General features: G+C 70.7%; 18 protein-coding genes. 7 read left to right on the top strand and 11 right to left on the bottom strand.

The features are described from left to right. On the bottom strand, positions 1-1,149 hold the full coding sequence (locus tag OG413_RS14770) for an energy-coupling factor ABC transporter permease (protein WP_266805819.1): 1,149 nt from the start codon (positions 1,147-1,149) through the stop codon (positions 1-3). 210 nt (positions 1,150-1,359) lie between these two features. Here OG413_RS14770 and OG413_RS14765 point away from each other — a divergent pair, with 210 nt between their 5' ends. Continuing rightward, entirely contained in the window at positions 1,360-1,716 is a 357-nt protein-coding gene (locus tag OG413_RS14765; RefSeq protein WP_266805817.1) for an SsgA family sporulation/cell division regulator, read from the top strand. Positions 1,717-1,972: 256 nt separating this feature from the next. On the opposite strand, the gene OG413_RS14760 is transcribed toward OG413_RS14765, so the two are convergent. Together OG413_RS14760 and OG413_RS14755 are read right to left on the bottom strand one after the other, a co-directional pair. After that, positions 1,973-4,210, bottom strand: a complete 2,238-nt coding sequence (locus OG413_RS14760; protein WP_266805815.1) for an MMPL family transporter — start codon at positions 4,208-4,210, stop codon at positions 1,973-1,975. A gap of 120 nt (positions 4,211-4,330) precedes the next feature. Then, complete coding sequence (locus OG413_RS14755; protein ID WP_266805814.1) at positions 4,331-4,903, bottom strand: TetR/AcrR family transcriptional regulator; 573 nt, start codon at positions 4,901-4,903, stop codon at positions 4,331-4,333. A gap of 183 nt (positions 4,904-5,086) precedes the next feature. Here OG413_RS14755 and OG413_RS14750 point away from each other — a divergent pair, with 183 nt between their 5' ends. Both OG413_RS14750 and OG413_RS14745 read left to right on the top strand, forming a co-directional pair. Continuing rightward, a complete protein-coding gene (locus tag OG413_RS14750; protein WP_266805812.1) occupies positions 5,087-8,482 on the top strand; it encodes a S41 family peptidase in 3,396 nt (1,131 codons plus the stop codon). Between the two features lie 346 nt (positions 8,483-8,828). After that, positions 8,829-9,953 (top strand): MarR family transcriptional regulator, encoded by a 1,125-nt coding sequence (locus OG413_RS14745; protein WP_266805810.1) that lies wholly within the window; start codon positions 8,829-8,831, stop codon positions 9,951-9,953. A gap of 101 nt (positions 9,954-10,054) precedes the next feature. On the opposite strand, the gene OG413_RS14740 is transcribed toward OG413_RS14745, so the two are convergent. Next, positions 10,055-10,510, bottom strand: coding sequence for an ATP-binding protein (locus OG413_RS14740; protein ID WP_266805808.1), 456 nt, complete (start codon positions 10,508-10,510; stop codon positions 10,055-10,057). Further along, positions 10,507-10,728 carry a hypothetical protein gene (locus OG413_RS14735; RefSeq protein WP_266805806.1) on the bottom strand — a complete coding sequence of 74 codons (222 nt, stop codon included), beginning with the start codon at positions 10,726-10,728 and terminating at the stop codon, positions 10,507-10,509. The genes OG413_RS14740 and OG413_RS14735 overlap by 4 nt, the downstream gene beginning before the upstream one ends. A gap of 118 nt (positions 10,729-10,846) precedes the next feature. Here OG413_RS14735 and OG413_RS14730 point away from each other — a divergent pair, with 118 nt between their 5' ends. Then, positions 10,847-11,725, top strand: coding sequence for a helix-turn-helix transcriptional regulator (locus tag OG413_RS14730; protein ID WP_266805805.1), 879 nt, complete (start codon positions 10,847-10,849; stop codon positions 11,723-11,725). Continuing rightward, positions 11,682-11,885 carry a DUF397 domain-containing protein gene (locus tag OG413_RS14725; protein ID WP_266805803.1) on the top strand — a complete coding sequence of 68 codons (204 nt, stop codon included), beginning with the start codon at positions 11,682-11,684 and terminating at the stop codon, positions 11,883-11,885. Before OG413_RS14730 ends, OG413_RS14725 begins: the two co-directional genes overlap by 44 nt. A 128-nt stretch (positions 11,886-12,013) precedes the next feature. Here the strand turns inward: OG413_RS14725 and OG413_RS14720 are convergent, their stop codons facing one another. The 4 genes from OG413_RS14720 to OG413_RS14705 all read right to left on the bottom strand — a co-directional run bounded on the left by OG413_RS14720 (position 12,014) and on the right by OG413_RS14705 (position 15,676). After that, positions 12,014-12,211: a hypothetical protein gene (locus OG413_RS14720; RefSeq protein ID WP_266805801.1), complete on the bottom strand. Its 198-nt coding sequence runs from the start codon at positions 12,209-12,211 to the stop codon at positions 12,014-12,016. Positions 12,212-12,309: 98 nt separating this feature from the next. Continuing rightward, positions 12,310-13,194, bottom strand: a complete 885-nt coding sequence (locus tag OG413_RS14715) for an SDR family oxidoreductase (protein WP_266805799.1) — start codon at positions 13,192-13,194, stop codon at positions 12,310-12,312. Further along, positions 13,191-14,144, bottom strand: coding sequence for an alpha/beta fold hydrolase (locus OG413_RS14710; RefSeq protein ID WP_266805797.1), 954 nt, complete (start codon positions 14,142-14,144; stop codon positions 13,191-13,193). Before OG413_RS14710 ends, OG413_RS14715 begins: the two co-directional genes overlap by 4 nt. Beyond that, entirely contained in the window at positions 14,141-15,676 is a 1,536-nt protein-coding gene (locus tag OG413_RS14705) for an NAD(P)/FAD-dependent oxidoreductase (RefSeq protein WP_266805796.1), read from the bottom strand. Before OG413_RS14705 ends, OG413_RS14710 begins: the two co-directional genes overlap by 4 nt. Positions 15,677-15,844: 168 nt before the next feature. Here OG413_RS14705 and OG413_RS14700 point away from each other — a divergent pair, with 168 nt between their 5' ends. Beyond that, positions 15,845-16,528: a MerR family transcriptional regulator gene (locus tag OG413_RS14700; protein WP_266810150.1), complete on the top strand. Its 684-nt coding sequence runs from the start codon at positions 15,845-15,847 to the stop codon at positions 16,526-16,528. 180 nt (positions 16,529-16,708) lie between these two features. Here the strand turns inward: OG413_RS14700 and OG413_RS14695 are convergent, their stop codons facing one another. Next, positions 16,709-17,524 carry an exodeoxyribonuclease III gene (locus OG413_RS14695; protein WP_266805794.1) on the bottom strand — a complete coding sequence of 272 codons (816 nt, stop codon included), beginning with the start codon at positions 17,522-17,524 and terminating at the stop codon, positions 16,709-16,711. Between the two features lie 50 nt (positions 17,525-17,574). Here OG413_RS14695 and OG413_RS14690 point away from each other — a divergent pair, with 50 nt between their 5' ends. Then, positions 17,575-18,063 carry a GNAT family N-acetyltransferase gene (locus OG413_RS14690; RefSeq protein ID WP_266805792.1) on the top strand — a complete coding sequence of 163 codons (489 nt, stop codon included), beginning with the start codon at positions 17,575-17,577 and terminating at the stop codon, positions 18,061-18,063. A 37-nt stretch (positions 18,064-18,100) separates the two neighbouring features. On the opposite strand, the gene OG413_RS14685 is transcribed toward OG413_RS14690, so the two are convergent. Beyond that, a complete protein-coding gene (locus OG413_RS14685; protein WP_266805791.1) occupies positions 18,101-18,901 on the bottom strand; it encodes an alpha/beta fold hydrolase in 801 nt (266 codons plus the stop codon). Between the last annotated feature and the right edge of the window lie 52 nt (positions 18,902-18,953).

Genomic DNA, 18,953 nt, shown 5'->3' with positions numbered 1-18,953 from the left:
TCAGGCGTTCTCCCCGGTGCGGCGGGCAGCGGCGGCGGGGGTGTCGGAGCTTTCGTTACGGCGGCGGCGTACGGCCCAGAAGACGCCGCTGCCGACGACGACCGTGGCGCTCACGCCGATCACTCCGGCGAGGCCCCCGGAGATCCGGGCGTCGGTGACGTCCCTGACGCCGTAGTCGGCGAGCGGGGAGTCCGAGGCGGCGTGCTCCTCGGCCTTCTTGTCGATGCCCTTGTCGGCGGCGACCTTCTCCAGGCCGTCGGGGCTGGCGGAGGCGTAGAAGGAGACGAAGCCCGCGAGGACGAGGGCGGTGACCAGGCCGGTGGCCCAGACCTTGCGCGTGGACCGGGCGGCGGCCGGGGTAGCGGAGCCGGACGGGGACAGGACGCCGGACGGGGACAGTGCGTCGGACGGGGACAGTGCGTCGGACGGGGCGGCGGACGGTGACGGGGCCGCGGACGGGGCGTCGATCAGCTCGCCGTCGACGCGGAGCTTGAGCGGGGCGGCGAGCCCGCGGGCGGCGTGCACGAGGTCGGGGCGTACGGCGATGACGGCCCCCACCGTCAGCGCGGTGATCACGGCCTCACCGATACCGATCAGCACATGCACCCCGACCATCGCGGTGAGCACCTTGCCGATCGGGATGTCGGTGGTGCCGCCGATCCAGTAGATGAGCGTGAAGGCGCAGGCCGCGGCGGGTACGGAGACCAGGGCGGCGACGAAGGCGGAGACGGTGGCCGAGCGGCGGGTGCGCGGCAGGATCCCGGTCAGGCCGCGGAACAGGGCGTACGCGACGATCACGGTGACCACACCCATCACCGTGATGTTCACCCCGAGCGCGGTGAGCCCGCCGTCCGCGAAGAGGATGCCCTGCATCAGCAGGACGACGGCGATACAGAGCACTCCGGTGTACGGCCCGACCAGGATCGCGGCCAGCGCCCCGCCCAGCAGATGGCCGCTGGTACCCGCCGCGACCGGGAAGTTCAGCATCTGTACGGCGAAGATGAAGGCGGCCACCAGGCCCGCGAGGGGGGCGGTGCGCTCGTCCAGCTCGCGGCGGGCACCTCGGAGGCTGACGGCGACGGCGCCCGCGGCGACGACTCCCGCGGCCACGGAGACGGGTGCGTTGATGAATCCGTCGGGTACATGCATGAGGTGGCTCCGCTTCCTGCGGTTTCCGCGTTCCTGCGGGCGGGGTCATGAACCCATCAATGATAGGACCCTGTTGCGAACACCATGCAAGAGCGAACAGGTCACAACTGCTCACCGCACCCAGGCCCGTCCCTCGCGCACTCGGCGTGCCTCTGGTCCAAAATATGGGACATTAGAGTGCAAAGTTCTATAAATAGGAGGAGCCGGCTCATGTCCCCCGTGATTGAAGAACATGCCCGCGCCCGGCTCATCACCGACGGCCCCCTCACCCGCCCCGTCCCCGTCTCGCTGCGCTACGACGCGTCCGTCGACCCGCGCACCGTCCATGTCACCCTGCCCGGCGGCAGCGACTGGGCATTCGGCCGCGACCTGCTGGAACGGGGCCTCCGGTCCCCCGCCGAGCGCGGCGCCGTCCGTGTCTGGCCGTGCGGCCGGGCCCAGCTGATCGTGGAACTGCACTCGGCGGACGGCGTCGAGGTGTTCCAGTTCGACAACGCGACGCTGATCCGCTTCCTCGACCGGACCCACAGCGAGACCGCGCCCCCACAGCCGGCCGCCCGCGGCTGACGGTCCCTGCCCGACTCGCCCCGGCCACCCGCGGCTGACACCGGCTGGTACCGGCCGCCAGGCACCACGCCCGCCGCCGGGCATGACGAAAGCCCCCGCGCCGCTCGCACGGGGGCTTTCGTCTTCGCCCCGGCCCCCGTCCCCACAGGTAACCGGCGCTTCCGGGCCGCGCTCCGCTCGGACGCGGACCCGGGGTTCATGGGATCCGGGCCCCGGGTCCGCCTGAGCGGACCCGGGACACCGGGTCTGACACCGCTCAGACGCGGGTCAGCTCACGCTGCCCGTCGCCGTCGCCGCCCGACCCGCCCCGCGAGGACTCCGGAGCGTCGGAGAGCTGCTTGCGCAGGCCCTCGCCCTCCACGTCCACGTTGGGCAGCGCGCGGTCCAGCCAGCGCGGCAGCCACCAGGCGCGCTTGCCGAGCAGCGCCAGCACCGCGGGCACGATCGCCATCCGCACCACGAAGGCGTCGAAGAAGACGGCGATGGCGAGCGAGAAGCCGATCATCTTGATCATCTGTTCGCTGGCGCCGATGAAGCCGGCGAAGACCGCCATCATGATCACGGCCGCGGCCGTGACCACCCGTGCGCCGTGCTTGAAGCCGGTCACGATGGCCTGGCCGGGGCTCTCCCCGTGGACGTACGCCTCCCGCATCCGGGTGACGAGGAAGACCTCGTAGTCCATGGCGAGACCGAAGACCACACCGACCATGAAGATCGGCATCATCGACATGATCGGGCCGGTCTGCTCGACGCCGAAGAGCGAACCGAGCCAGCCCCACTGGAAGACCGCGACGACCGCGCCGAGTGCCGCGACGACCGAGAGCAGGAAGCCGAGGGCCGCCTTCAGCGGCACGAGGACCGAGCGGAACACCAGCATCAGGAGCAGGAAGGCCAGACCCACGACGAGCGCCAGGTAGGGCAGCAGCGCGTCGTTCATCTTCTGCGAGAAGTCGATGTTCATCGCGGTGGCACCGGTGACCAGCACCTCGGCACCGGAGTCGCTCTTGATGTCGGCACCCGCGTCACGGATGGCGTGGACCACGTTCTCCGTCTCGACGGAGCTGGGCCGGTCCTGTGCGATGACGGTGATGGTCGCGGTGTCGCCCGCCTTGTTGAAGGCGGCCGGGCTGACGGCGACGACGTGCGGCATGGACTCGATCTCCTGGGAGACCTGGTTGACCGCTGTCTTGCCGTCCGAGCTGTTCTTCGTGTCGACGACGACCATCAGCGGCCCGTTGAACCCGGGACCGAAGCCGTCGGAGAGCGCGTCGTACGCCTGACGCTGCGTGGTGCTCTTCGGCTGGGAGCCGTCGTCCGGCAGGCCCATCTCCAGCGACGCGGCCGGTACGGCGATGACGCCGAGGCCGATGACACCGGCCAGCAGCACCCACACCGGCCTGCGCAGCACGAACCGCGCCCACCGGGTGCCCATGTTCGGCTTGGCCTCGGGACGGTTCTCCGCCTCGGCGGCCTTGCGCGCCTTGCGTCCCATGACCCGCTTGCCCGCGAAGCCCAGCATCGCCGGGACCAGGGTGAGCGCGATGAGGACGGCGATGGCGACCGTACCGGCGGCGGCGAAGCCCATCTTCGACAGCATCGGGATGTTCACGACGGCCAGGCCCACCAGGGCGATGACCACGGTCAGGCCCGCGAAGACGACCGCGGAACCGGCCGTGCCGACGGCCCGCCCGGCGGCTTCCTCGCGCTCCCTGCCCTCGGCCAGTTCGGCGCGGTAGCGGGAGACGATGAAGAGCGCGTAGTCGATGCCGACCGCGAGGCCGATCATCATCGCGAGCGTCGAGGTGGTGGAGCCCAGGTCCAGTACGTTCGCCAGCGCCGTGATCGTCGAGACCCCGATGCCGACGCCGATGAGCGCGGTGAGCAGCGGCAGCCCGGCGGCGATCAGCGAGCCGAACGTGATGACCAGCACCACCGCGGCGATGGCGACCCCGATGATCTCGGTGGCGCCGGTCTCCGGCATCACCTGGAGCGCGTCACCGCCGATCGCCACGGTCATCCCGCTCTTCTCGGCGGCCGCCCCCGCGTCCTCCAGGGCCTCGCGGGTCGGGTCGGTCAGCTCCATCGAGCTGACCTTGTAGGAGACCGAGATGTACGCCGTGGAGCCGTCCTTGCTGACGGCGTTGGCGGTGTACGGGTCGGCGACCGAGGCGATCTGGTCCGAGCCGGACTTCAGCTCGCCGACGATGTCCTTGACCTCGGCCTTGTTGGCGGCGTCGGTCACCTTCTGCCCGTCGGGTGCGGTGAAGACGACACGGGCTGTCGCGCCGTCGGCGCTGCTGCCCGGGAAGCGCTGTTCCAGCAGGTCGAAGGCCTTCTGGGCCTCCGTACCCGGAATCGAGAAGGAGCTGGAGGTGGCGGTGGAAGCGGAGGCGGCACCGAACCCGGCGAGTGCCAGCAGTGCCACCCAGACGAGGGCGACATAGCGGCGGCGCCGGAAGGCGAGCCGTCCGAGCTTGTAGAGGAATGTGGCCACGGGGGCGTACTCCCGGTCAGGTCGTGTGAGTGGAAATGGGCGTGAGGAACCAGCCCGACGACGAGAGCGGCGTGTCAGGTGGAGCGTCGGGGAGAGGGCCGTGCGGGCGGGGCGGGGACGTCAGACGCCGAGGGCGGGGAGGACCACGGAGTCGACATAATCGATGAGAAACGCCTGGTCGACGGCGCGGTCCTCGACCAGCTGCCGAGCGGCGAGCGCGCCGATCAGCATGTGCGGGATGTACTTCAGCGCCGGATTGTCCGAGCGCAGTTCGCCCCGGTCCACGGCCCGTCGCAGCAGCAGGTCGAGACCGGTCATCTCCGGCTCGATCAGCAGCTCGCGCAGCGCCTTGTGCAGATCGGGATTGTCATGGACGGCTTGACTCAGGCCCCGCATCAGCGCGGAGTCCTTCTCCATCTGACAGTCGTCGTTGCGGCTCAGCGCGACATGGAAGTCGCCGCGCAGCGAACCGGTGTCGATCTCGCCGAGGCTCACCGGCTTGTTGTGCCGCAGTGCCTTCACGACCAGTTCGGGCTTGCTGCCCCACTGGCGGTAGAGGGTGGCCTTGCTGGACCGGGTACGGGCGGCGACGGCGTCCATGGTCAGGGCGTCGTAACCGACCTCGCGGAGCAGGTCGAGGACGGCGGCGTAGAGCTCACTCTCACGCTCAGGTGTGAGCCTGGTGCGTGCCATGTGTGCCGACCTCCCTCGCGCTTCGTTCCGCTGGATTCGCTGGATTCGCTGGATTCGCTCACCATCGAACGAAACCGTTTCGTACACCTGACCGTACTCCCACCACCCAGCGAAACGAAAACGTTTCGCTTGTGTGCTGCACCACAAGTTGCTTGGGGCCGTTCGCGCGGAAAGCATTGGAGGGTGAGTGACGACGTCGCGTATCTCCGTTTCCCGCACCTCCACCAGGACTTGCTCTGCTTCGCGGCCGAGGACGACCTCTGGGTCTCCCCCCTCGCCCCGGCAGGACACCGGCCCGACCGGGCCTGGCGGATCACCGTCGACCGCACCAGGGTCAGCCATCCGCGCTTCTCGCCCGACGGCACCCGCATCGCCTACACCACCTGGCGCACGCTGGACCCCGAGATCCATGTCGCCCCCGTCGAGGGCGGCCCCGCCCGCCGGCTCACCTACTGGGGCTCGACCGACGCCCGGGTCTGCGGCTGGAGCCCCGACCCGGGCGACGCCTCCCAGATCCTCGCCGTGTCCTCGCACAACCAGCCGTTCTCGTACTTCTCCTGGGCCTACAGCGTCCCCACCGACGGCAGCCCCGGCGGCCGGCTCCCCTGGGGACCGGTCTCCGACATCGCGGTCGCGGACATCGACGGCGAACGGCGCTCACTCCTGCTCACCGGCAGGCCGCCGCACGAACCGGCCGCCTGGAAGCGCTACCGGGGCGGCGCGACCGGGCGCCTGTGGCTGCACGGCGAACGGCTGCTGCCGGACATCGGCGGTCAGCTGGACTCGCCCATGTTCGTCGGCCGCCGGATCGCGTTCCTCTCCGACCACGAGGGCGTCGGCAATCTGTACTCCTGCCTGATGGACGGCAGCGATCTGCGGCGCCACACGGACCACGACGCCTTCTACGCCCGGCACGCCTCCAGCGACGGGCACCGGGTGGTCTACCAGTGCGGCGGCGATGTGTGGCTGGTCGAGGACCTCCAGTCACCGGACGCCCGGCCCCGGAAGCTGGAGGTACGGCTCGGCGGCCCCCGGACCGGACGGCGTACGTACCAGGTGCCCGCCGCCAGCAACGTCGACTCGCTCTCGGTCGACGAGACGGGCCGGGCGAGCGCCGTCTCCGTACGCGGCAGCCTGTACTGGCTCACCCACCGCGACGGCCCCGCCCGCACGATCACCGACACCCCGGGGGTCCGGGTCCGGCTGCCGGAGATGCTGGGCAGCGTCGGTCAGGTGGCGTACGTGACGGACGCGGACGGCGAGGACGCGATCGAGATCGCCTACCTCCCCCGGGCCAGCGGCGACCGCGAACCGCGCAGGCTGGCCTCCGGGAGGCTGGGCCGGGTGCAGGAGCTGATCTCCGACCCGGCGGGCGAACGGCTGGCGGTCGCGTCGAACGACGGGCGGCTGCTGCTCCTGGACACGACGGAGGAACGGGAGGCGGAGGAACGGGCGGCGGATACGGATACGGAGACACACGCCGCACCGGACACCACCCACGGGGTCGGTGGAGGGGCGGACACCACCGACGGGGCCGGAGCGGACGCCACCACCGGCGACGTCACCGAACTCATCCGCTCCCTCAACGGCCCGGTCCGCGACCTGGCCTTCTCGCCCGACGGCGCCTGGCTGACCTGGTCGCACCCCGGGGTCGGCCGCTCCCTGCGCCAGATCAAACTGGCCCGGATCTCCGGGCCGGGCGCACCGGTGATCGTCGATGTCACCAATGGCCGCTTCGAGGACGAGAACCCGGTCTTCACGGGCGACGGCCGCTATCTCGCGTTCCTGTCCTGGCGGGGCTTCGACCCGGTGTACGACGTCCACACCGGCGACCTCTCCTTCCCGCTGGGCTGCCGCCCGTATCTGGTCCCGCTCTCCTCGGCCACCCCGTCGCCGTTCGCGCTCTCCCCGGACGGGCGCCCGGCGGCGGGCGGCCTGGACCCGGTGGACATTCCCGACGGTGGTACGGGGGAGGGGGCGACGGTCACCGTCGAGTTCGAGGGCCTGGAGAGCCGGGTGACGCCGTTCCCGGTCTCCGCGTCGAAGTACTCGGCGCTGCGCCCGGTCAGCGGCGGCGGGCTCGTCTGGCTGCGCTGGCCGATCTCGGGCGCGCTGGGCGAGACCTTCGCCAACCCGGCCGACATGTCGGGGCGCCCCACCCTGGAGCACTTCAACATCGCCAAGGCCCGCAGGACCGAACTGGTCGGCCACCTCGACTGGTTCGCGGTCAGCGGCGACGCGAGCCGGCTCGTCGTCATGGACGACGGTGAACTGCGCGCCGTACCGTCCAACGAGCCCGGCGACAACGACTCCACGGTCTATCTCGACCTGCGCCGCATCCTGCACGACGTCGACCCGGCGGCGGAGTGGCGCCAGGCGTACGACGAGGCGGGCCGGATCATCCGCTCCTACTTCTGGGAGCCCGACATGTGCGGCATCGACTGGGGCGGGGTGCTCGACCAGTACCGCCCGTTGGTCGAACGGGTCTCCTCCCCCGACGAGTTCGCGGACCTGCTGCGCGAGGTGCTCGGCGAACTGGGCACCTCGCACGCGTACGTGGCCCCCGCCCGCCGCAACGAGGGCCCGCCGCACTACCAGCGGGCGATCGGGCTGCTCGGCGCGAACCTGGTGTGCCGCGACGGGGCGTGGCTGGTCCAGCGCATCCTGCCCGGCGACTCCTCGGACTCCAAGGCGCGTTCACCGCTGGCGGGTACGGGGATCAGGGAGGACGCCGCCCTCACCCATGTCGACGGCCGCCCGGTGGACCCGGTGACGGGGCCGTACCCGCTGCTGACGGCGGCGGGCGGCACGACGGTGGAGCTGACGTTCCGCCCGGCGGGCGACGAAGGCCGCTCACGCCGCATCGCGATCGTTCCGCTGATCGACGAACGGCCGCTGCGCTACCAGGACTGGGTGGCCAAACGCCGGGAGGTCGTACGGGAGTTGAGCGGCGGCAAGTGCGGCTACCTGCACATCCCCGACATGGGCGGCTCGGGCTGGGCCCAGTTCAACCGGGACCTGCGACTGGAGGTGTCACGCCCGGCGCTGATCGTGGACGTACGGGGCAACGCGGGCGGCCACATCAGCGAACTGGTCGTCGAGAAGCTCACCCGCAGGATCCTCGGCTGGGACCTGACGCGCAACGCCCAGGCGGTCAGTTACGCGTCGAACGCGCCGCGGGGCCCGGTGGTCGCCCTGGCCGACGAGGCGACGTCCTCCGACGGCGACATGATCACGGCCGCGTTCCGGCTGCTGAAGCTGGGGCCGGTCGTGGGCCAGCGCACCTGGGGCGGCGTGGTCGGCATGACCGGGCGCCACCGGCTGGGCGACGGCACGGTGATCACGGTGCCGATGAACGCGGCGTGGTTCGACACGTACGGCTGGTCGGTGGAGAACCACGGCGTCGAGCCCGACCTGGAGGCGCTGCGCACCCCGCTCGACTGGGCGGAGGGCCGGCACGCGGTGCTGGACGACGCGGTGCGCGTGGCACTGGACCTGCTGGCGAAGCACCCGCCGGCGACCCCGCCGACGTACACCACGGCCCCGGACCTACGCCGCCCGCCGTTGCCCCCGAGGTAGGAAAGCCCCGGGCTTCGGGCTTCGGGCTTCGGGCTTCGGGAGGGGCTGTTCACCTTTTCGGGTATACGTGAGGAGGGCGCGGGCCCGAGGCTTGAGCTTCGGGCTTCGGGCGTCGGGACACGAGCTTCAAGGTTCGAGCTTTTCCTTTACCGGTAGGGAAGAGAAGGGAAGTTGGGAAAGCCTCCCTCCCCTCCCTTCCCTGTCACGGCCAGCAAGTATGACTAATCAGGGCAGCTTGCGGCGCGATCACGCGGCTGCTTACGGTGCCCTCAACGAAACGACCCCGACGCGGTGTGTAGGAGCACCAAGCCGGGGTCTCACCTCAAGATCGAAAGCAGTCGATCCCGTGGCTACTCAGAACCTTAGCCCTGCCCTCCGTACACCCGCACGCTCGCACCCGTACCCGAAGGCCAAGCCCGGCTACGGCAAGCGCTCGACGCCCGGCCAACACACGCACACCGGCTCTGAGTTCGCTCTGCTGCCCGAGCGCGAGCGCTATGTCGCCGGATTTGTCGAGCGTCTTCCCGACGGCTCGGCGATGGATGTCAAGACCCTGGCCAAACAGCTCCCGCTCTACGGCCAACAAGCCGTGGCATCGGCCCTGACCGCCCTGTCGGTTGCCGGGCACCTGCGCCGGGTACGCCGCCCGGCGGGCGAGGGCGACCAGGTCCGCTGGGTCTCCCGGACCTTCTGGTCACGTACCGCCCGCGACAACGAGTGGTGGAACGCCTTCCTGGCGACGGAGACCATCGGGGCACCCCTGGCAGCAACGGCCCCCGCGACCGCACCCCCGCCCTGGGTACCCACTGAAGAACCCGTGCACGTGCCACCACAGAGTCCGGGGCCGAAGCGGGAGCAGATGCCGGAGCCGGAGCCGGAGCCGGGCCCCCAGAGGGAAGCGGAAGAAGAGGCCGTACCGCAGCCTGAACAGCAGGAAGCACCGGCACCGGCACCGGACACAAGCCCGTCACCGACCTCGCCCACGGCACTGGGCGCACCGCCGCAGTCGCCCCTTGTGGGCGCCTCCCCCGCCTACCTGGCCCTGGCACAACTCGGGCGTCGCGAACCCCGCTTGGCGCTCTCCGCCGCCGACTGCGAGACCTTGCAGGACCTGGCGCAGTGCTGGTTCGACCGAGGAGTGGACGCGGACTACCTCCTCCAGGCCCTCTCCTGCGGGCTCCCGACCGGCGTCGACTCCCCCGTGGGCCTCGTCCGCGACCGGCTCATCAGGAAGCTCCCGCCCCTCCTGCCAGCCACGCCCGCACCTCCCGCACCGGGCACCACCCCACACCGCCTGCTGGTCGAGTGCACCGAATGCGGGGCCCCGGGTCGCCCCGAATCCCTCCCCGACGGCCTCTGCGGCCCCTGCCGCCGGTCCGGCCAGGGAGCCGTCGCCACCCCGGCCTCGTCCCCAAGGCCCGACGCCCGGCTGCTCGCCGGGCACATTAGAGGGCTCCTGAAGACCGTCTGAAGAGTCCGAAGAAACGGCGCCGGACCGGCGACCGCCCCGGCGAGGGACGTTCTCCGGTCCGGCGACGAGCGTACGAACGGCACGGGGCGGCCCGCCCACCGTCAGCCGGTGCCGGGAGCGACACCCGCTGCGGATCTGCTGTCGGGACCGGCTGATTCGCGATCCGGCCCGCCCCACCGGGCGGGCGCCCCCAGCTCGCACCAGACCGTCTTCCCGTACGGCCGCCGCTCGACGCCCCACCGCAACGCCAGCGCGTCCACGAGCGTCAGCCCCCGCCCCGACTCCTCACCGTCCGCCGCAGCCCGCAGGGCGGGCCAGACACCCGGCTCGGGGTCGCTCAACTCCACCCGGACCCGGCCGGAGCGGGTACCGCCGACCCGGAGCGTGACCGGTGTGCCCTCGCCGAGATGCACGATCACGTTGGCCAGCAACTCACTGACGCAGAGCAGCAGATCGGGCGAATCCGCGCCCCCGCACCACTCCCGCAGGGTGCGCCGGACCTCCGGTACGGCCTTCGGCACGGCGAGCAGATGCACCGTGAACGGCAGCGGGGTCATCCACCGGCCGCCGACCGCAGCACCTCGGCCATCCGGCGCGCGGTCGCCACATTGCAGTTGCCGAGCGCGACCAGTTGCGGCCGGGTGGCGCACCCGGCGAGGGTCAGCGGATCGACGCCGAGCGACGGCAGGGTGATGCCGTGGACCGCGAGCGCGGCGCGCAGCGCGTCGACGTCCGCGCCGATGTCGTAGCCGGGGGTGTCCTGAGTGTCGTCCATGGGGGGAGCATCCACCTTTCGTTGCACACTGTGACGAACGCCTCACACGTTGCCGTACGGTCCCCTACCTTGAAAGGGTTTCCCGCTCCACAACGCACAGCGCGAAAGGTGGTCAAAGGTGGCTACGCGCAAGGAGATCGACGGCTCGGCCGGGGTCCCGCAGTTCTACGGCAAGGAGCTCCGCTTCAAACGAGAGCAGGCGGGCCTGACCTTGGAGAAGCTGGTGGACGGCAGCTTCTACGGGATCACGTACCTGAGCGAGATCGAGCACGGCCATCGTCGGATGCCGGTGGATCTGGCGCAGCACGTGGACCGGGTACTGGGGACGGACGGGTTCTTCCAGCGGCGGTGCGAGGACGTGCGGCAGGCCCGGCGCAAGGGGCACGCAGAGTATTTCGAGCGCGTGCTGGAGGCAGAAAGGCGCGCCGAGACCATCGAGCAGTGGTCACCGACAGTCTTCCCTGGGCTGCTCCAGACCGGTCCGTACGCACGGGCCGTAATCTGTGCCGAGCGCATGCCGGAACTCCAGGAGGAGACCACCGAGAAGGTCAATGCACGGCTGGAACGCGCACAGCTCTTCGAGAAAGACCACCGGACCCCGCAGTACTGGAACATCCTGAGCGAGTCCCTGCTGCGCCTGCCGATCGTGCCGTCGCAGCAGATGGCCGAGCAGCTCGACCACATCGCCGAGCTCACCAGGCGCGGCCGGATCTTTACGCAGATCATCCCGTGGAACGCGGGAGCGCACACCCTCATGCAGGGCAACGCCTTGGTTCTGGACTTCGCGGACGCCCCTCCGTTCGCCTACACAGAGGGCCAGCACCACGGAGTTACGGTCGATGATCCGAGCCTCGTGAAGCAGTATCAGAGGTCGTACGATCTGCTGAGGGCCACCGCCTTGCCGCCGGAGGTGTCCCTCGCAATGATCGAGAAAGCGGCAGAGGACTACCGAAATGGCGCGCAACCCCGTCGACTTGAGCACCGCGATCTGGCGTAGGAGCAGCCACAGCAACTCTTCCGGAGGCGACTGCCTCGAAGTCGCGGATGGCCACCAAGACCTCGTCCCCGTCCGCGACTCCAAGCGCCCCGAGGGACCGGCGCTCGTCGTCCACGCGTCCGCCTGGTCACCGTTCATCGAGTCCGTCAAGGCGTCCTGACACCGCTGCGGACTTCCTGAAGTACCTTCCGGGCGCCCGCGATTCACCCAGGCGCGCGCACCAACCGCACCCGGGAACCCGGATGCGGTTGGTGAAATCACGGACAGCGCGCGAAGGCGCGCACCGGGTCAGCGGTCGCGGCGCTCACGGAGGTCGTCCGCCGCACCCTCGGCCCGGTCCCGCAGGCCGCCGGACGACGAGTCCGCGCCCCGGTCCGAGGCATCGGCGGACCGTTCCGTCGCCTGGTCCTTGCCCTCGTCCATCTTCCGCTTGGCCTCGTCGGCGAGCTTCTGCGCCTTGTCCTTGAACTGGTCTGCGATGCCCATGCCGTTCACTCCTGTGGGGTGCGTGGGGTACGTGGGGGGGGAGGCCCCCTGAAGGGCCCCGCCCAGCCTCGCACGGCACGACATTCACCGCATTTCGATCACCTACGCAACGTGCGCGCGTCCTGGTCCGCCGCTCCCCCGGCCCCCACCAGCCCCTTGGAGACACCTTCCAGCCGCGGCCCGAACCTCTTCATCTCGCGCTGCCCGACCACCCCGATGAGCGACGGCAGATAGCCGCGCACCGACTGCATCCCGCGCAGCCACCACTGGGCGTACACATGTGGGGAACGCCGTTCGATGCCCGCCACGATCCGGTCCACGGCCGGGCCCAGCGGGTACGTACGGTTCGACGGCCAGGGCAGCCGCTGGCGCAGCTCCCGCATCACGTCGTCCTCGTCGGCGCCCCGCACCATGTCGGTGTCCGTCCAGGACAGATAGCCGACCCCGACCCGGACGCCCCGGTAGCCGACCTCGGCACGCAGGCTGTGCGCGAACGCCTCCACGCCCGACTTGGACGCGCAGTAGGCCGTCATCATCGGCGCCGGGGTGATCGCGGCCAGTGACGCTATCTGGAGGAAGTACCCGCGGCTCTCCATCAACACCGGCAGGAACGCCCGCGCGGTCACCGCGCCACCGATCAGGTTGACCTCGATGACCCGCCGCCACGCCTCCGGGTCGGAGTCGACGAACGGCCCGCCCGAGGCGACGCCCGCGTTGGCGACGACGACGTCGATCTTGCCGAAGCGTGCCTTGATCTCCTCGGCGACCCGCGCCATCGCCACGTGGTCGGTGACATCGGCGAACCAGTGGTCGCTCTCCCCGTGCAGCCGCTCGGAGACCTTCTTCAGCTCGTCCGGTTCCAGGCCGACCAGCGCCAGCGTCGCGCCCCGCGCCGAGAGTTTGCGGGCCAGCAGTTCGCCCACGCCCCGCGCCGCGCCCGTGACGACGACGACCTGTCCTTCGAGACTCCGCCTGCCGCTCATGCGACCTCCTCCTTCTCGGCCGTACCGGCCCCGTCCACCGCGACGTACCGCACGACAAGTTCCCGGATCCGGGCCGTGACCGCTTCCGGGGCCTCGACCGGAGTCATGTGCCCCATGCCGGTGAGCTCGGTCAGGCCGAGGCACTGGGGCAGCGCGGCGGCGATGGCGCGCGCGTGGACCGGCGGGGTCAGCCGGTCGGCCGTGCCCGCGATCACCGCGGTCGGTACCCGCAGCCCCCGCACGCCCGCGTCCAGGTCCAGCTCCGCGAGCACGTGCCCCCAGGCCACCCGGGCCTTTCTCGGACACGCATGCACGATGCGGGCGCATGCCTCGACCCGTTCCGGGGCCGAACCAGGACCCATCGTGCCGTATTTCAGGACCTTCCTGGAGACCGGCGTGACGGGTCCGAGCGGCGCCCTTGCTCCCAGGATCGCGCGGGTCGTCCGGGTTCGGAGACCTCCGGCCCGGATCGGTACGACGAGCGCGTCGGAGACCAGCCGCGAGCTGCCGGTGCTGCACAGCAGTACGGCGGCTGCGTGCTCACGCAGCCCCGGTCGCCGGGAGGCCGCCATCAGCGTCATCCCGCCCATGGAGTGCCCGGCGAGCACCGCTCCGCGCCCCGGTGCGAGGGTGGCCGCCAGTACCGCTTCGAGGTCGTCGGCCAGCGCGTGCGTGCTGTATCCGCCGGGCCCCACCGCGGGGGTCAGGCCGTGACCGCGCTGGTCGTAGGCGATGACCCGGTGGTCGACGGCCAGGTCCCGGATCTGGGCGGCCCAGAAGTGGGTGCTGCACGTCCAGCCGTGCGCGAGCACCACCGCGGGGGCGTCCTCGGGGCCGTGCAGTTCGACATGGATGCGGGAGCCGTCGGCCGAGACGGCGGTCAGCACCCGTTCGGGTGCCGGGGCGGCGGGCACCTGACGTGCCGCCTCACGGCGCAACAGCCGGCTCATCCCGCGATCTCCTCGGCGACGGGCGCCGCGGCGCGGGCCTGGGCGGGGACGGTACGCCGCGGAATCCGGATGACCTCGTACTCCGCCAGGTCCACGGCCCGGGTCTCCTTGCGGAACTCGCTCGTCGTGCCCGGCCAGACCGTCGTATTGCGTCCTTCGGCGTCCAGGTACCAGCTGGTGCAGCCGCCGGTGTTCCACACGGTCCGCTTCATCCGCTCCTGGACCCGGTGGTTCCACGCCGTGACGGCCGAGGTGCGCGCACCGAGTGCCGCCCGGCCGCCCAGGACGTCCAGCTGACGCAGATAGTCGGCCATGTAGTTCAGCTGGGACTCGATCATGAGGATCATGGAGGAGTTTCCGAGCCCGGTGTTCGGCCCGACGATCGTCATCCAGTTGGGGAAACCTGCCGCGGTCGCGCCGCGCAGCGACTTCATGCCGTTCTTCCAGTGCTCGGCGAGCGTGATGCCCTCCGCGCCGACGACCCGGTCGGCGATCGGCATGTCCGTGACGTGGAAGCCGGTGCCGAAGATGATCGCGTCGACCTCGGTCTCCGTACCGTCGGCCGCGACGACCGTGGAGCCGCGCACCTCGGTGAGTCCGGAGGCGACCACATCCACATTGGGCTGGGCGAGCGCCGGGTAGTAGGCGCTGGAGAGCAGGATGCGCTTGCAGCCGATGCGGTACGAGGGGGTCAGCTTGGCCCGCAGGGCGGGGTCCTTGATGGACCGGGCGATGTTGGACTTGGCTATCTTCTCCACCAGGCCCAGCTGGTCCGGGTGCTTGGTGAAGGCGCTGACCTGCAACTCCCTTATGCCCCACAGCAGTCCACGGCGGGCTGCGCCGGTGACGGGGACCGTGCGGTGCAGCCAGCGTTCGGCGCCGGTTATGGTCCGGTCCACGCGCGGCATGACCCAGGGCGGGGTGCGCTGGAAAAGGGTCACCCGGCCGGCCTTCGGCTGGATCGCCGGGACTATCTGTATGGCGGAGGCGCCGGTGCCGATCATCGCGACCCGCTTGCCGGTCAGGTCGTAGTCGTGGTCCCACCGCGCGGAGTGGAAGACCTTGCCGGGGAATTCGGCGAGCCCGGGGATGTCCGGCATCTTCGGGTCGGAGAGCGCACCGGTCGCGGAGACGACGGTATCGGCGACGATCGTGGTCCCGTCGGCGGACTCGATCACCCAGTGCAGTTCGTCGTTGTCCCAACGCATCATGGTCACTTCATGGTTGAGCCGGAGATGCGGGCGGAGCCCGAAGGTGTCGGCGACATGCTCCAGGTACGCCCGGATGTGCCGCTGCCCGGAGAAGGTGCGCGGCCAGTCGGGGTTGGGCGCGAACGAGAACGAGTAGAGGTGGGACGGCACATCGCAGGCGCAGCCCGGATAGCTGTTGTCGCGCCAGGTGCCTCCGACGGAGCCGGCCCGTTCCAGGACGACGAAATCGGTGATGCCCTCGCGGCGCAGCCGGACCGCGGCCCCGAGGCCCCCGAATCCGGATCCGATCACCGCCACGCGTACATGCTCGTGCTGGGCCATGGTGCCGCCTCCCGCGTTACGTCACACGACTCCGCCAGCAATCACTGGCACTGTTGGGAGAGTAGAGCAGCCCCGTACTGATGGGTAGGGGGCGAACCAAGGAAAGTTACCGACGGTACGACATAGGGTGCCCCTGTGGCCGAAGGACTTGAGCACCGTGAATACCGCATGGAGGAGCTGGCCAAGGAGGCCGGCATCACCGTGCGGACCCTGCGCTTCTACCGGGAACGCGGCCTGATCCCGCCACCCCGGCGCGAAGGCCGTATCGCCTGGTACGACGACCACCATCTGGCCCGGCTGCGCACCATCACGGGTCTGCTGGAGCGCGGGCACACCCTCAACGGCATCGCGGATCTCGCCGCGACCTTCGAGAGCGGGCGCGATGTGGCCGAAGTGCTGGGCCTGGGCGAACCGACCGAGGAGACCCCGGTCCGGCTCACTCCGGAACAGCTCGCCGACTACTTCGAGAGCGAGGTCACCCCGGAGAACCTCGCCACCGCCCTCGACCTGGGCTATCTCGCCACCGACGGCGACGAGATCGTCCACATCAGCCGGCGTCTGCTGGAGGTGTCGGCGGAGTTGGTACGGGAAGGGGTGCCGCTTTCCACGGTGCTCTCCTCGGGCCGCCGCGTCCGCGAACACGCGGACGCTCTCGCCGAAATCTTCGTCCGGGTACTGCATGCCCACACCGCGGAGACCGAACCGGCCCAACTCCGCCCTCTGGCCCGCGCGGTGGTGGACGCGGAACTGTCCATGGCCCTGGACCGCCGACTGCGCCGCGAGGACGGAACCCAGCCCCCGAGGGCGGCAGCGGAGGACGGACCGGCCGAGTCCGGCCCTCCGGGGCACTGAGAGGCAGCCCCCGGCGGGCCGGAACTCACCTACTGGTCAAGGGAGTTCCCTACGCCGGGAATGCGGGGGAATGCGGCGTGAACACGCCAGAACCACATCGGGGCCACGCCGGGAACCCCCTGGGAACGCGCCAGGAACACGCCGGGAGTACGCCGGAACGCACCGGGAACACCCCGCGCCTCACCTCTCGTACACGACGGCCACCGGCGCGTGGTCGCTCCACCGCTCCCCGTGCGTGGCGGCCCGCTCGACCCACGCCTTCACCGCGCGAGCGGCGAGGCCCGGGGTGGCGATCTGGTAGTCGATGCGCCACCCGGCGTCGTTGTCGAAGGCCCGCCCGCGGTAGGACCACCAGCTGTACGGCCCCTCGACGTCCGGGTGCAGTGCCCGCACCACGTCCACGTAGGCGGCCTCGTCGAGGACCCGCGTCAGCCATTCCCGCTCCTCGGGGAGGAAGCCGGAGTTCTTCTTGTTGGACTTCCAGTTCTTGAGGTCCGCCTCCTGGTGGGCGATGTTCCAGTCGCCGCAGACGACCACGTCCCGCCCCTCGGCGGCGGCCCGCCCCTTGAGCCCCTTCAGATACGGCAGGAAGGCGGCCATGAAGCGCTCCTTCTCGTCCTGCCGCTCGGTGCCGACCTCGCCGGAGGGCAGATAGAGGCTCGCGACCGTGATGCCGGGCAGGTCGATCTCGGCGTACCGCCCGCTCGTGTCGAACTCCTCGCTCCCGGCCACCCCGAAGCCGCCGAAGCCGATCTGCACCCGCTCCGGCGCCTGCCGCGTGTAGAGGGAGACCCCGGCCCGCCCCTTGGCGGCGGCGGGAGCGTGCACGGTGTGCCAGCCCTCCGGCTCGCGCACCTCCGCGGGCAGCTGCTGCGGTTCGGCGCGGACCTCCTGGAGGCAGATCACATCGGCGTCGGTCGTCGCGAGCCACTCGACGAAGCCCTTCTTGGCGGCGGCCCGGAGTCCATTGACATTTACGGTGGTCACATTGAGCATTCAGGCACCATATCGACATCAAACTGCCGCATACATGTACCATCTCCCGTATGAATATCCAGCAGCGGCCTTTCGATCACCCCGACGCCGTCAAACTCAACGGCCAGGTGCAGCTCGAATACTCCGCGCTCTACGGGGACGACGAGGGCGATGCCACACCGCTCGACGCCACCATGTTCGATCCGCCGAACGGCCTGTACCTCCTCGCCTACGACACCATGGACCGTCCCGTGGCCACCGGCGGCTGGCGCCCCCAGGAGCGGAACGCGGACGGCTACTCCGACGGCGACGCCGAGATCAAGCGGATGTACGTCATACGCGAGGCGCGCGGCCACGGACTGGCGCGCCGTATCCTCGCCGCGCTGGAGGACGACGCGCGGGCGGCGGGCCGCACGCGGATGGTCCTGGAGACCGGCGACCGGCAGCCCGAGGCGATAGCCCTGTACACCTCCAGCGGCTACCTGCCGTGCGCGAAGTTCGGCCACTACCGCACGTACGAGAGCAGCAGGTGCTTCGCCAAGCCCCTCCAGGAGTCCTGACCACTGCTGCCGCGAACACCGCGGCCTCGCACACCGCTCACAGCCGCGCGAGGAACTCCAGCAGCGCGGCGTTGAACTCCTCGGGCCGTTCCAGGTTGGGCATGTGGCCGGCCCGTCCGACGACGACGAGCTCGGAGTGCGGAACCAGCCGGTGCATGGCCTCCGCGTCCGGGACCGGCGTATAGGTGTCGTCCGCGCCGACGACGATCAGGACGGGCACCCGGGCCCCGGCCAGCGATTCGCGGTAGTCGGGCCGCTCCGCCCGGCCCCGCAGTGCCGCCGCGGCCCCCTCCGGGGAGGTCGCCCGCATCATGCCCAGGACCTGCGCGGCGACGTCGGGCAGCGCTGTCACGTTGTACGGGGCGACCATCCTGTCGATGACCTCGGCGGCGTAACCGTCCATCCCCTCGGCGAGCAGCCGGTCGGCCAGCCGGTTGCGGAAGACCTTGCCGTCCTCGGTCTCGGCGACCGGCGAGGTGTCGGCGAGCACCAGCGCGGCCACCCGCGCCCCGTGCAGCCGGTGGAACTCCATGGCGATCTGCCCGCCCATGGACAGCCCGCCGACCACCGCACGGCCGACACCCACGTGGTCGAGCAGCTCGGCGGTGTCGTCGGCGAAGTCGGCGAGGAGGGTGCGGCCCGGGACGACCTCGCTGTCGCCGTACCCGCGCAGATCCGCCGCGATCACCCGGTGCCCGGCCCGTACCAGCGCCTCGGCCTGCGGATTCCACATCGTCCGGTTGAACGGGTGCCCATGCACCAGGACCACCGGCAGGCCGTCGGAGGGCCCCCGGTCGTCGTACGCGAGGGAGGTGCCCTGCCCGGTCACGAATTCCATAACGTCCCCATTCCCCGCTGCCGCGGTCCCGCACTCCCGGTCATGGCGCCCG

This window comes from Streptomyces sp. NBC_01433, assembly GCF_026340105.1.
Lineage (GTDB): Bacteria > Actinomycetota > Actinomycetes > Streptomycetales > Streptomycetaceae > Streptomyces.
The sequence above is the reverse complement of the archived record's forward strand: the minus strand, read 5'-3'. Positions and strand labels throughout refer to the sequence as shown.